Source organism: Pseudonocardia sp. (genome assembly GCF_025465255.1).
In the GTDB taxonomy this organism is placed as follows: Bacteria; Actinomycetota; Actinomycetes; order Mycobacteriales; family Pseudonocardiaceae; genus Pseudonocardia.
The window spans coordinates 1-13187 of record NZ_JAODNI010000165.1; the positions used below are offsets into that span (position 1 = coordinate 1).

Annotated in this window: 13 protein-coding genes and 1 pseudogene; 5 read left to right on the forward strand and 9 right to left on the reverse strand. The window is 68.0% G+C overall.

Annotated elements, in window-relative coordinates; genetic code table 11:
* On the forward strand, positions 1-653 hold a 653-nt coding region (locus tag JWP64_RS19900), incomplete at its 5' end, for an AAA family ATPase (protein WP_297499364.1).
* A 93-nt stretch (positions 654-746) separates the two neighbouring features.
* Positions 747-926: a type II toxin-antitoxin system VapC family toxin gene (locus JWP64_RS19905; protein WP_297499366.1), complete on the forward strand. Its 180-nt coding sequence runs from the start codon at positions 747-749 to the stop codon at positions 924-926.
* Between the two features lie 261 nt (positions 927-1187).
* Here JWP64_RS19905 and JWP64_RS19910 read toward each other — a convergent pair whose 3' ends face one another.
* The 5 genes from JWP64_RS19910 to JWP64_RS19925 all read right to left on the reverse strand — a co-directional run bounded on the left by JWP64_RS19910 (position 1188) and on the right by JWP64_RS19925 (position 5214).
* Positions 1188-2090, reverse strand: coding sequence for a DUF3455 domain-containing protein (locus JWP64_RS19910; RefSeq protein WP_366890282.1), 903 nt, complete (start codon positions 2088-2090; stop codon positions 1188-1190).
* A complete protein-coding gene (locus JWP64_RS31610; protein ID WP_366890284.1) occupies positions 1994-2212 on the reverse strand; it encodes a helix-turn-helix domain-containing protein in 219 nt (72 codons plus the stop codon). Before JWP64_RS31610 ends, JWP64_RS19910 begins: the two co-directional genes overlap by 97 nt.
* A gap of 139 nt (positions 2213-2351) precedes the next feature.
* A complete protein-coding gene (locus JWP64_RS19915; protein WP_297499370.1) occupies positions 2352-2738 on the reverse strand; it encodes a nuclear transport factor 2 family protein in 387 nt (128 codons plus the stop codon).
* A gap of 26 nt (positions 2739-2764) precedes the next feature.
* Complete coding sequence (locus tag JWP64_RS19920) at positions 2765-3700, reverse strand: aldo/keto reductase (RefSeq protein ID WP_297499372.1); 936 nt, start codon at positions 3698-3700, stop codon at positions 2765-2767.
* 425 nt (positions 3701-4125) lie between these two features.
* Positions 4126-5214, reverse strand: a complete 1089-nt coding sequence (locus JWP64_RS19925; protein ID WP_297499461.1) for a type III polyketide synthase — start codon at positions 5212-5214, stop codon at positions 4126-4128.
* A gap of 703 nt (positions 5215-5917) precedes the next feature.
* Between JWP64_RS19925 and JWP64_RS19930 the strand changes: the two are divergent.
* From JWP64_RS19930 to JWP64_RS19940, 3 genes and pseudogenes are all read left to right on the forward strand, one after another.
* Positions 5918-6324: pseudogene (locus JWP64_RS19930) on the forward strand (hypothetical protein); the annotation flags it as partial.
* Positions 6325-7150: 826 nt separating this feature from the next.
* Positions 7151-8047 carry a hypothetical protein gene (locus tag JWP64_RS19935; RefSeq protein WP_297499374.1) on the forward strand — a complete coding sequence of 299 codons (897 nt, stop codon included), beginning with the start codon at positions 7151-7153 and terminating at the stop codon, positions 8045-8047.
* Between the two features lie 14 nt (positions 8048-8061).
* A complete protein-coding gene (locus JWP64_RS19940) occupies positions 8062-8292 on the forward strand; it encodes a hypothetical protein (protein ID WP_297499383.1) in 231 nt (76 codons plus the stop codon).
* Positions 8293-8386: 94 nt separating this feature from the next.
* Here JWP64_RS19940 and JWP64_RS19945 read toward each other — a convergent pair whose 3' ends face one another.
* The 4 genes from JWP64_RS19945 to JWP64_RS19960 all read right to left on the reverse strand — a co-directional run bounded on the left by JWP64_RS19945 (position 8387) and on the right by JWP64_RS19960 (position 13108).
* Positions 8387-9808 carry an IS1380 family transposase gene (locus JWP64_RS19945; RefSeq protein WP_297499385.1) on the reverse strand — a complete coding sequence of 474 codons (1422 nt, stop codon included), beginning with the start codon at positions 9806-9808 and terminating at the stop codon, positions 8387-8389.
* An 815-nt stretch (positions 9809-10623) separates the two neighbouring features.
* Positions 10624-10875 carry a DUF3040 domain-containing protein gene (locus tag JWP64_RS19950; protein ID WP_297499386.1) on the reverse strand — a complete coding sequence of 84 codons (252 nt, stop codon included), beginning with the start codon at positions 10873-10875 and terminating at the stop codon, positions 10624-10626.
* A 26-nt stretch (positions 10876-10901) separates the two neighbouring features.
* Positions 10902-12632, reverse strand: a complete 1731-nt coding sequence (locus tag JWP64_RS19955; RefSeq protein ID WP_366890271.1) for a BTAD domain-containing putative transcriptional regulator — start codon at positions 12630-12632, stop codon at positions 10902-10904.
* A complete protein-coding gene (locus tag JWP64_RS19960; RefSeq protein WP_297499388.1) occupies positions 12629-13108 on the reverse strand; it encodes a hypothetical protein in 480 nt (159 codons plus the stop codon). The genes JWP64_RS19955 and JWP64_RS19960 overlap by 4 nt, the downstream gene beginning before the upstream one ends.
* Positions 13109-13187 lie beyond the last annotated feature (79 nt).

Genomic DNA, 13187 nt, shown 5'->3' on the forward strand with positions numbered 1-13187 from the left:
CCCACCAGGAGATCTACAACACGCTCCTGCAGGTCCTCGAGGACGGCCGTCTCACCGACGGTCAGGGTCGCACGGTCGACTTCAAGAACACCGTGCTGATCTTCACCTCGAACCTGGGTACCCAGGAGATCTCGAAGGCGGTCGGGCTCGGCTTCGCGCAGAGCAACGACGAGGCGTCGAGCTACGAGCGGATGAAGACGAAGGTCAACGACGAGCTGAAGAAGCACTTCAGGCCGGAGTTTTTGAACCGCATCGACGACATCATCGTCTTCCACCCGCTGACCGAGCCGCAGATCGTCTCCATGGTGGATCTGATGATCGCTCGGGTCGAGGCGGCGCTGCGGACCAAGGACATGGCGATCGAGCTGATGCCGAACGCGCGCACGCTGCTCGCCCGCCGGGGCTTCGACCCGGTGCTCGGGGCGCGGCCGCTGCGCCGCACGATCCAGCGTGAGATCGAGGACAAGCTCTCGGAGAAGCTCCTGTTCGGTGAGATCGCGCCCGGCCAGATCGTCACCATCGACACCGAAGGCTTCGACCCCGCCGACACCACACGGGCCGCGCAGGACAAGGCCCACTTCGTCTTCCATGGCCAGCCCAAGCCCGCCCCCAGCGTGCCCGACACCATCCCCGCCGCCATGAGCGAGGAGTAACAGCGCCCCAGCGCAGGACCGGAAACCAGAGTCGCCCGCGACGCAAAGTCAGAGGTACCTGCGAGGCGATGTCAGGGCTAGCCCGCGAGGCCGTTGACTTCGGCCGCAGGACGCGCGGGGGAACTCCAGGCCTACGCACAGCTCCGCGGCCGAACTCGGCCGGTCAACGACAGCTGGATCGCGGCGAGTCGCCTGGTCCGAGACCTGCCGCTGGCGACCTTCAACGTCAAGGACTTCGCCGAGCACAAGGGTCTCGCCATGGTCCGCGAGTGACACCCGGCGAGTCTTCTCCCACAACAATATCTGTCACGATCTACCTCTACATGATCTGACCTGCGAAAACGGCCAGCCGCCGGACGTCGCCGGCGTCAACCACCACGCCCTCGCAGGGCGCGCAGCCTAGCGAGGCCGACGACGGCGACTGTGATGCCGCGGCCAGCTGACCGACGCGGACGCAGGTGCCCGACCGCGGGTTATTCAGTTGGGCAGTTGCCGGACCGGGCCTCAGTTGGCTAACGGGGTTCGCTGGTTCGGCTACGACGCGGGCTGGTAGAAGCGGTACTGCGCGGAGTATCCGACGGCCTGAATTGCGCCGTCGGTGCACCCCCCCGCCGGAGCGAGGCCGCCGTGGGTGTCCAGGCGTTGGATGTAGGAGACCGCACCGAACACCCCGCTGCCCCGGTGTGCGGTGGCTCTCAAGAGCAACTCAGGTACCGCCGCCGGAACCGGAACCATAGCGCTGGTCGCTCCGGTGACCGCGCTGCCGTCATTTGTTGAGATCCACTCCGGTCCGGCGGTGTGCAGGACTTCCTCGGTGCCGGACTTGAGGACCGCGGCGGGCTCCTTCAGCGTCCATGCGCCGTGGGCGCATGCATAGACCTGTGAGCCATGATCGACCTGCAGCGTGGTCACAAGACGCTGGCCGGCGGGAACGGCGAGCTGCGCCGGGACTGTCACGTTGTCGGCCGCGGTGGGCTGGGTTTGGGGCGGTGGGCCGGACGCCGCGGCTTGGCCGCATGCCGTCGCGCCTAGCAGGGTCAGCGCGACTACCGCGGCCCGGACAGATCGAATCTTTCGGACACAAGAACTCACAGGCCGATCTCCTCTCATGGTTACAAGGACGGCCGACCGCCGTGCTGCCTGGGTGTTCATCACCCGGCCACCCCAGGCCCGACCGGTCGGGCGAGGCCGAACTCCGCGCGCAGGGCGGGTCCGTGCTGGTCGAGCGCCGTGGTGCCGTGTGCCGGCGCCGGGGCGTTCCCGCTCATTGCCGTCGAAGAACCGCAGCGGCGGACCGGGCAGGCTGATCCGGCCCAGGGTGGCGTGTTCGACGTCGATGACTAGCCCTTGGCTGGCGGTCTGGTCCCAGGCGTAGACCTCGTCGATGCCGCGCACCCGCCCGGCCGGCACACCGGCCCCGGCGAGCCGGCGCAGCAGGCTCTCGGGGCGCCGACGCCCTCGGCCGCGTACCGCTTCCTCCAGGCGATCACCGTTGGTTTCGACGCCCCGACCCGCTCCACGATGTCGGTGACCGGAACCCCGTCCGCGGCCAGCAGCACGATCCGCGCCCGCCGCACCAGGCCCGCCGGCATCGACGGGGCCGCAGCCAGGACTCCAGGACCTCGCGGTCGGCGACACCTCCACGATCACGGCCATCCACCACGATCCCACAACACCGAGGGCGGTGAACCTATCTCGTTAACGAACCACTAGGTCGTAGGCGTTCTCCCAGTGCTCCACGATCAAACCGTCGCTGAAACGCCACAGCCCGCAGAAGGGCACCGCGAGGTCGTTGCCGTTGAGGCGTGCCCGCAGGATGCCGAGAACGGCTCCGTAATAGTCGTTCGCGGTGATGTGCTCCACGTCCATGAGTAGGGTGCCGCCCGTCAAGCCGATCAGGTCGCGTTCCTTGCCCACGACCGCCTGCCTGCCGACATGGTCGGCGCCTCCCTCCGCGGGATGCAGGACGACGTCGTCGGCGGCGAATTCGCCGAGGCGGGTCAGGTCGGCGTAGACGGCGCGCAGGATCTCGACGTTAGGGTGCGCACCGGAGCGGACGGCGACGGTGGATTCTGTCGTGCTCATGACTTCTCCTGTCCGGGCTGAATGGGTCAGGCCTGTGCCACTGACGGCCGCCATGGCACTGCCGCCGACGCCGTTTCCGAAAGCGCCGCCATGTCGTTGTCGTCGAGCTTGATGTCGGCCGCCTGCAGGTTCTCCTCGAGATGAACGACCGAGGAGGTGCCGGGGATGAGCAGGATGTTCGGCGAGTGGTGCAGCAGCCAGGCGAGCGCGAGTTGCGCCGGCGTGGCCCCGTACTCCTTGGCCACCGTGGCAAGAGGGCTGTCCGGGCCGGTGAGGTCGCCATGGCCCATGGGGAACCAGGGGATGAAGGCGATGTCGTGCTCCTCGGCGTAGCGCAGCACGTCCTCGCTGCTCTGGTCGGCGATGTTGTAGAGGTTCTCCACCGCGACGATGTCGGCGATCTCGCGAGCCTGGGTGAGCTGGTCCACGGTGACTTCGGGCTGCCCGGACACCCCGATGTGATGGATCTTGCCCTCCTCCTGGAGCCGGGCCAGTTCGCCGATCTGGTCGGCGAGCGGCACGATCGGATCGATGCGGTGGAGCTGGTAGAGGTCGATGCGTTCGAGTCCGAGATTGCACAGGCTCAACTCGACCTGCTGGCGCAGGTACTCGGGCCGGCCGAGGGCGACGATGTAGGGCTCGCGGTCACCGCGGACCCAGTCCTCGGGGCCGGAGCGCAGCATTCCGCCCTTGGTACCGATGACCAGATGCTCCGGGTAGGGGTGCAGGGCACGGCGGATGATCTGCTCGTTGAAATCGGGGCCGTAGGAGTCGGCGGTGTCGATGAAGGTGACGCCGAGGTCGACGGCGCGGCGTAACACCCGCACGGCCGCATCCGGGTCCGGCGGGGGGCCCCAGAAGCCAGGCCCGGTCAGGTGCATCGCGCCGTAGCCGAGGCGACGCACGGGCATGTCCTTGCCGAGGGTGAAGGTGGGAGAGATGTCTCGTCGCACGGTGCTCATCGAGGGTGCCTCCTTGTTGTGGGCGAATGTTGCTGTTGTGGCAAACGTTGCCGGTGAACGTTGTTCACGGTTCTGCCCGACGGCTTCCGTGGGCGCGAACCGGGAGATGGCGGATACCGGTGGCCCGGGAACCGCCTTGGTCGGGATCAGGCGGCGACCGCCGTGGACCGGGTGGCCTACCGGCCGGACGCCGCCGCCGACGGCTGGACCGCGATCCAGTGATCCAGCAGTGCGGTGTCGTGCTCGGCCGCCGGAAAACGGGGGCGTCCAATACGTCGGCGAGCAGCGGGCCGATGGCGTGAATGCCCTGGCCCTCCACCCGGAGCTCGCGCAGTGCACGCCTGAGCCGGGCCAACGCAGTCGTCCGAGGCAGCTGTCTCCGGGTGGGCGCTGTCTCCGGGGTGTTTCCGGGTGGCGCAGCGGCGTCAGAACCCGACCGTCAGTCGGTTGGCGCCGAGCCGAGCGCGGCCGGAGCCGTTACCGTTGGCGAACTGGTCGCGGACCCAGGTACCGATGGCCATCTCCGCGGTGATGCCCGGGCCGAACCCGGCGATCACGCCGCGCCCCTGGTCCTCGACGTGGCCCTCGGCGAACAGCCGGTTCAGCGCGTCGAGCACCACCGCGCTCGCGATGTTGCCGTACTCGATGAGCGTGGCCCGGCTGTGCCGGAACGCGTGGCCGTCGACCTTGAGGTAGGTGGACAGATCGTCGAGGATGCGCGGGCCCCCGGCGTGGATGATGTAGAAGTCCAGGTTCTCCACGTCCCAGCCGTGGTCGTCGACCAGGCCGCGCAGCGCCGGCGCGAGCGGCTTCATCGTGGTCGGCACGCGTTTGTCCAGCTGGAAGTGGAAACCGGTGGACCTGACCGCGTAGGAGATCCAGTCCTCCGTGTTCGGGATGAGGTAGGAGCTGTTGCGCTGCAACGACACCCCGGTTCCCCCCGCACCGCGCACCACCGCCGCGCCGACCGCGTCGCCGAACAGCCCGGCGGACAGCACGGAACCGATGTCATCGTCCGACGGCTGGTAGCACAGCGAGCAGAACTCGCAGGACACGATCAACGCGTTCGCGTCCGGATACGCCGTGCAGAAGTCGTGGGCCCGATTGATCGCCGCACCCCCTGCCGCGCAGCCCAGCTGGGAGATCGGAATCTGCCTGGTTTCGGGGCGGAAACCCATGGCGTTGATCAGCCATGCGGTCATCGACGGCATCATGAAGCCGGTACACGACACGTAGATGATGACGTCGATGTCGGATTCGTCCAGTCCGGCATGGTCGAGCGCCCTCCGGATGACCTCGGGAACACGCGCCTTGGCGTGCTCTTCGTAGATCCGGTTGCGGATCTCGAAACCTGGATGCTCCAGAGTTTCCCCGATCGGCCGGATGATGTGCCGCTTGCGCACGCCGGTATTCTTGATCAGCCGCAGGGCGAGCGGGAGGCGCGGATTGTCGGCATGCAGCCGACGCGCGATCTCCAAGGTTTCTTCTTGCGTGATTACGAACTCGGGAACCATCACGGCAGGACGACACAAAGTAGGCATTGAAAACCTCCCAGATCATGGCGGGGGCGAGGATTGTTGTGATTCGATCATTACTTCGGTCGCGTTTCACAAACGCGTTGACCGGCGGTACAAGACAGACTTCAGGGGTGCCGCCGGCGTAGGGATTGAAATCGGAACCTGGTGCGCGTACGCAGACGCGGTGCGCGATGTCGGTCATCGCCATTTCCGATATTTCGTTGTACGGGCAGACGTGCGGTCTTCATCGTCCCGTCGCTCCCCGGCCCGGGAAGCTGTGTCCGCCCGGGTTTGCCCGCTCTCCCTGGACGATGCATCCCGTATGACCCAGGGCGAAGACGGGCCTGCCACTAGCGGCACCCGAAGATCGGCACCAGTGGTCGTTCATTCCGCTTCGCTCAAGCCCCACCGGGCTCACCTCGGAGCCCGCGTAGGTGGTCGGCACGGCCACAGCGGGACCCGCTTCGCGCAGCTGCCGGTACCCCAGCCACGGATTCAACACCGCGTCGGTGTACGGGTCGAGGTCCGAAACAGGAACAATGCCGCTAAAGGTCGTGAAACTCATGCCACCGACGTTAAGCATGATCGATAAACGTTCAATCAACGCGCACTTGACGCGACTCAAATGAGCTAATACTCCAGCCGGACTTGGTGATCTCGCTCGGCGCGGCACTCCCTCGCCCTCATCGACATCGAGGGGCCCGGGCGCCGCCGGCTGCTGATGCGCCGCCACCCCCCGAACTCGTGAGCTGGCCTTCTACCGCTGCTACTCCCCCACCCGGTCCCGCTCGCCGAGCCGGTCCGCGTCGCCGGCTCCCGCTGGACCGTCGAGGAAACCTTCCAGGGCGGCAAGGGCTTGACCGGGCCTGACCGGGCCTGACCGGGCTTGACCAGCATCAGGTCCGGCGCTGGGTCCCGTGGCGGCGCTGGACCCTGATCGCGATGCTCGCCCACGCCCTACTGGCCGTGCTCGCCGCCGCCGAATGCACTCAGCACCCGGCACCACCTGGGGTTGATCGCGCTGACCTGCACCGAGATCTGTCGTCTGTTCAACCGGCTGATCATCGACCCCGCCCGCCGCGTCCTGGCTCCCTGACCTGGACCAACTAGCGAGCACGCCACCAACACCGAGCCGGCCGGCGCGGTGGTCGGCGTGTCCGGGTCTGTCCGTTGTGGATGGTCAGGAAGGTGTCGCCGGTCAGGTGATCGGCTGGGGCAGGGCGTGGAGGCGGGCGAACGCGGCGGCGAGCTCGCGGCGCCACGGCCAGGCGGAGTCGATACCGAGGAACAGCCGTCGCTGTCCGCGGTGATCCGGGCGGCCACATGCAGCAACCGGTAGCGCAACGCCGCCGGTTCGGCCCGGCATCGGCCGGCTCGGCCGCGGTACCGATCAGGGCCGGGGCGGCCCGCGACCGAGTTGCGTCGAGGACATCGAGCCGGCGCTGCCGGAGACGGCCCGGGCTGATGTCCGCCGACTCGCACTCGCGGCCGCCCGTGGGGGCGGACCGGACCGGGACGTTCGGTTGGAATAGCGCAAAACAAGGCATTGCAACCGGGCCTTGCGGCGGCAATGGATAGCGGACGGCAAACTCTGAGTAAGAGGTTCGCTAAAAAGGCTGTCAACGGCTTCACTCGTCCCGTCTGTATACTGTTCCAGGTGTTTAGTGGTCGACTCGAGCGGCGTGCATCTCCTTGAGAAGCGTTGGCGATATGGCTGCTCCGCGTCGACGATGCCCACATCACTGGTCTCGCCCTTGGTGGATATCTTCATTCCACATCCAACGCGCACAATGCGCCGGCACATCCCATGCCGCCCGCGCCAACTGGACATTCAAGAACGGAGACAGCGACGATGTTCCCGCTCATTCCTGGGTCGTTCGGTTCGGAAGCTACGGATCATCCGACCCGTTATGTTCTGCGCAAGCTCCCGCACGTGACGTTGCTGTTCTGGATTTTGAAGACGCTCGCCGTCACCCTGGGAGAGACCGCCGGGGATCTGTTGGGGATCACCCTCAAGGTCGGCTACGTCGCCACCGCGTTGGTCTTCCTGGTGTTCTTCCTGGTCGTTGTGGCGGCCCAGGTCAAAGCCAAGCGGTTTCGCCCGGCCCTGTTCTGGACGGTGGTCCTGGGCACGAGCATGGTGGGTACTGAGATATCCGACTTCTCCAACCGCGGGTTCGGCCACGGCAGCGCCCAGAACGGGATCGGCTACGCCTGGGGCGCGGTCATCCTCACGGCCCTGCTGGCGATCGTGTTTCTGGTGTGGTGGCGCACCGGGCAGACCTACGACGTGGAGAACATCGCCAGCCGTAAGGGCGAGATCCTCTATTGGATCGCGATCCTCATCTCCAACACCCTGGGCACCTCCAGCGGTGACTGGCTCGCCAACGACACCGGCCTGGGATTCCGCAACGCATTTTTCGTCATCTCCGGGATGATGCTGCTGATCGTGGCCGCGCACTACCTGACCGATATCAACACCACGGTGTTGTTCTGGTTGGCGTTCATCCTGACCCGCCCGTTGGGCGCGGCCGGGGGCGACTCGCTGACCAAGCCGGCCGATGAGGGCGGCCTGGGCTGGGGCACCTTGGGTGGCTCGGCCGCGCTGTTCGCTCTGTTGATCGGCTTCACCGTCTACCAGATCGTCCAGGTACGCCGCCACCCGCTGGCGCCCCTGCCCTACCCGATCAGCCGGCTCACCGGCCAACCACAGCAGCCGAACGGCGCGGTGGTCGAAGCGGGCGAACACCAGTCACCCGCCACACCATCGGAAGAGAGCGGTCTCCAGCGGCCGAGCGACGCCGAGGGCGGACGCGAGCGCCATTCGTAGTAGCCGGAGCCGACGTGATGGACAGCGCCATTGTCAAGGAGATCCTGTCGACCGCCAATCGTGCCATCGGGGGACCGGCGAACCGCAACCTCGTGAGCGTCATAACGGGAAGAACAACCTTTGGCAACCTTGTACTCGATGCGCGTGAGTCGGATCCGGTTCGCTGCATACCCGAGCTGGCCCGGATCTTTCGTCGTGTGCCGGGCGGTGATCGAGACTGGGTGGTGTCGGTCGTCGCGGCGTGATTCTGCCGGATGGGTATGACGGTTCGCCCGAGGTCGCTCGGGTCGCCGGTTCCAGGGGCCGGGCGGGGTGTCGTCGGGACGGGAACGGTCCCGGTCAGCCGGGAACGGCGAGTGCGCGCAGTGTGGCGATCGCCTGCAGCAGCAGCGGGGCCCAGGGTGGGTGCCGGGGCAGGTGCAGCACGGTGCGGCGGCCGGTGCGGGCGAGCCGGCCGGCGAGGGAGAACATGCGCAGCCGCAGCCGCTTGGGCTCCCACCGCCGCGCCGGATGCTCGGCCAGTGCGAGTAGCTGCGCCCACCCGGTGAGCTCGACTGCGAGGGCGACGAGAGCGACGAGGGCGCACCAGATCCGGTTCTGGTCCAGGTCGTGCAGGGGCAGGTTGCGAAGGCCGGTGTCCTTCGCCACCCGGATGCGGTCCTCGGCGCGGGCCCGACGGCGGTGCCTCAGCTCCAGGTCGGCGAGCTGGCGGCCGGGCCCGCCGGGCGCGGTGTTGGTGGCGAACGCGGTGAGCCGGTGCCCGTCGGCGTCGGTGGGCCGCAGCTGCGCGCCCGGGTGCGGGCGCTCGCGTCGCACGATCACCCGCATCCCGCGTGGCCAGCGGCGCAGGTCGAGTAGCCCGGTCACCTCCAGCACCCAGGCTCCCGGGCGGGGTTCGCCGTCGGCGTCGTAGGCGGGTTGCCAGTCCCGCTGCGGGATCTTCGCGAGCTCGCCGGTGATGCCCTCGGGCAGGGTGAACCCGACCGAGTAGGACAGCCGCTGCCCGACGATCCAGTCCAGCAGGTCGTGGGTGCAGCCGGCCGCGTCGGCCCGGATCAGGATCTTCCGGCCGGGACGGGTCCCGCGTCGGTGCCCGGACAGCTGGCGCAGCGCGTCGCGCAGCACGGTGATGTGGTCGGCGGCGGTGTTGGAACCGGCGTTGCCCGGGCGCAGCAGCACCGACAGCGGCTCCCCGGTGCCGTCCGGGCCGTGGTCGACGAACGCCCACAGCGGGTGGTGCCCGAACCCGCGCTTGAACGTCGGCGCCGCGCCCTCCTTGTCCGAGTGCGCGGTGACCAGGGTGGCGTCCACGTCGATGACCAGCGGGGCGCTCGCGTGGATGTGGTGGTCCGGGGCGTGCTCCCCGGCCAGCCGCCACGCCGCGGCACGGGCTGCCGCCCGCGCGGCGCCGATCGCGGCCAGCGCCCGCGCCGGGTCGCCGGCGAGCCGATCGATCGTCCGCGACACCGTCGGATCCGATGCCACCAGGCCGTGGACACCCGGCTCAGCGCGCAGCAGTGCGACATCGGCTAGGCAGTCCCCGCCCAACGCCAGCATCATCACCGCCAGGTCGAGCACGATCTTGGCGGGGTCGTGCACCGCGTTCGGGCCCCGCCAGGGCGCGAGTGCCGCGGACAGGGCGCGGTCGAGTCCGACCGCCCGACCCGCCTCGGTCAGCAGCAGCCCACCGGCCTGCGACCCGACATTCGACCCAGCCGTGTCCACGGCCGGGCACGGGTAGAACCCACTACGCTTGCTCACCTGGAAGGTGCTCCTGATCTAGCGCGGACATGGCCCTCGACAAGCCACATCCCTTGCTGCTCAGAGGCACCTTTCAGCCGTTCAAACACCCCTCACGCATCCTGCCGGTGAAAAGCCCGGGCTAACCCGGTGTGCCGAGTGAGTCCGGGAATTGAAGATTCGCGATCTCCCCCACGACCTGACCCCGCCAGGCAGCACCCGTCTGACGAGAGCGCCCCCGCACTACCTCAGCAGTCGCCGAGACCGTCTATAACCGGCATCGTCGCTGATCAGGTGATGGCACCCACGAGTAGAGCTGCGTCGCGACGCGGACGTTCATGAAGGCCCCGAGTGGATCGTCGCCATCGACGCTGGCGTGCTCCGTGCGCATCAGCGCGCCGCCGGAGCCCCGACGCAGCTCGTCCAGAACGCGATGTTACGTCCCGTCGGCTGACCAGCGGCGATGCCGGCCATAAAGGGTGCAAGGGTAGATCGAGAGCTCACTGGGAGTTTCCAATTGCATTTCTCTTACCGAATTTTTTGCCGAGCCGCGCCACGCCCGACCGATTCCCGCCGGGCCGTCCTGACGGTGGCCGAATAGGTGAAAACGGACAGAAACCACGGGACCGGGTCCACGTTGTCGTCTACGCCGACCGTCACGGCCTCACGGGTCAGCCCGGCACCGTCGCGTAACCACGATGCGACCACACCGCCGACCCCTTCGCCGTCTGACTCTGACGAGCGCCCGTCCCTGGTCGGATGACCGTGTTGGAGAGGCTTGCCCCGGGGGTGAGCAACGGAAGGTGGGCCATCCTCCCACTGTGTCGCCTGTCCGGTCAGACCCGCAGCCACCACAGACCCGCAGCGACCGCGGCCACGGCCAGGCCACCGGTCGGCAACCCGAGCACCAGCAATACGGCCGTGAACAGCACCAGCAGCGCGATCATCACTCGCAGCAGGCGGATTCGGGTACTTGCCCGCGGGCGGCAGCGCTGCCCGTCCCGCAAATAGGCGGCAAGCTCAGGATCTGCGGCATTGATCTGCCGCTCGATCTCTCCCAACTTATCGCGTTCGTCTCTATCGAGCATTCGATCTCCATTGCGCGCGCTACGTGTCAATCGGTTACCTGATCGCTGGCGTGGAGCGGCAGCGAACGCTCCTTCAACGCCAGGCGTAAAGCTCGGCCGGGTTGGCGTGGGCGGTGTCGTTGCCCGGGCTTGACGGCCCGGAGCAACTGCTCGCTGGTGGTATCGGAGTGGGCGCAGAGGTGCAGGGCCATCCGGTGGTCGGGGGAAGGCGCCGTCTCGATCACTTCGGTGAGCAACGTCTGGAGTACCTCGTCTCCGGGTCTCCCGCGGCCGGCCGCCGAAACGCACCGCCGGGCCACTTCGGCGCCCAGTGACAGGGCCAGTGGGTGCCCGCCGGCGAATGCCAGCACTGACTCGCGGACACCATCGGGCATCCCGCGCGATTCCAACAGCTGATCGGCCTCGGGCACAGACAGGTCACCGAGGCCGTGAACCAGTAGGGCACCGGACCAGGACGGGTCGAAACGCCACGCCGGCTCCGGGGGTTGCCGCCCGGCCAGCGCGACGACCACGCCGTCGGGTAGCTGGGGAAGGAATCGCTCGCGGAGCCACCCTTGCAGGTCGCCGCACCACTCGAAGGCATCGATCATCAGCACCGCTCGCGGATCGGACAGCGCCGGCGAGGCAGCATCGGTGAACGCGGCCACCGATGCCCCGACGACACGACCACAAACGGGCACGACGCGTCGGTGGGCCGCCGTCGCGTCGTCGGCCAGCTGCCGCAGCAAGGTGGACTTCCCGATCCCGGCCGGGCCGTGCAGGTACAGCGCGGCGAAGCCCTGCCCTGTCCCGCGTAACGCGGAGGCGAACAATGCCCGCTCGGCACCCCGGCCGACGAAGGAGTGCTGGCGCGCTGCCCACAGGCGCCCGGCCAGCAAGCGCTGGACAGGAGTTGGCCCACGTCCCGGCGAGGTCGTCCCCGGTGCGTCATCGGCGTCCTCGGGTGCGGTGTGCGGGGGGAGACTGAGTCTCTGCGCGGGCGGTGGGGTCGGGGAATCGAGGTCGGGGTCGGCAATCAGGATCCGGCTGTGCAGTTCTCGCAGTTCCCGTCCCGGCTCGATACCGAGCTCGGAAACGAGCAACGCGTGCACGTCCCGGTAGACCTGCAGGGCATCTGCCTGGCGCCCGCTGCGGTAGAGGGCGAGCATGTGCAACTGCCGCCACCGCTCCTCCAACGGATGCAACCGCGTCAGCGTTGCCAGCTCCGGCAGCACCTCGGCATGGCGCGCCAGTTCGATGTCCAGCGCGATGCGGTCCTGCAGCGCCAGCAGGCGCCGCGCCTGCAGCCGATCGCGCTCGGCGCGGACGTACTCACCCCTGGCCCCGCCCAGCGCCTCGCCCCGCCACAGCGCCAGGCCCGTACGCAGTTCCGTCACCGCCTGGAGCGGATCACCGGCGTCGCGTGCCTCGCGGGCACGCCGAACCCGCTGGTCGAACAGGGTCAGGTCCAGCGACGCGGGCTCGATCGACAGTAGGTAACCACCACGCACGGATGTGATGCTCGAGCCCGGCCGAGCGCTCGGTAAGACACGCCGCAACCGGGACAAATAGGTTCGGACGGTAGCCGCGGCGGCAGCAGGAGCGCTATCTCCCCAAAGACCGTCAACGAGGTGTTCGAGAGACAGCGGGCGGCCCTTCGCAAGTAAGAGCAGTCCCAGTACCGCGCACTGTTGCGGCGTCCCCAGGTCGAGCTCGCGCCCGTCGTGGGATATATGTACCGGTCCGAGCAATCCGTATTCCAAGGCCACAGGACTCACGACCGTCCTTCGCTCGGCGGCTGCCGGTCTGACGGGGACCGCCTCCGGAACACCAGGGCAGTTGTCACCATGAGCACGATGGTGCCGATCGACTCCACGACGAGCGTGGTCGACACCAGCTGGAAGTCCAGCGTCTCGCGGATACCGAAGAGTCCGATGGTCAACGCGAGCACCAGCGCGAGCAACGTGCCCACCATGAACAGCACGCTCAGCACACTCGCCACCAGCAGCGGCGCCCGTCGGAGGACGACGATGGCGATCGCCAGCACGAGCGCGCCGACCGCGTTCAGCACGAACAGCACGCCGAGCACGCCGCCGACGCCGTTGACGACGAGGTCGAGGTGGATCCCGCCCATCGCCAGGAGCAACAGGGCGCTCAGTGCCTGCCAGACAATCGGTGAGCGCTGCCCGCCATGGCCGGCACCGCCGGCCGTCGCCGGATCACCCGAGCCCATCCCCTCAGACTTCGTTGCCATGTCACTACCTTCCTTCCGATGCACACCCCAGCGAGCGCCAGTGGTATTACTCATCAGTAACTCCATTCGAAATGTGACC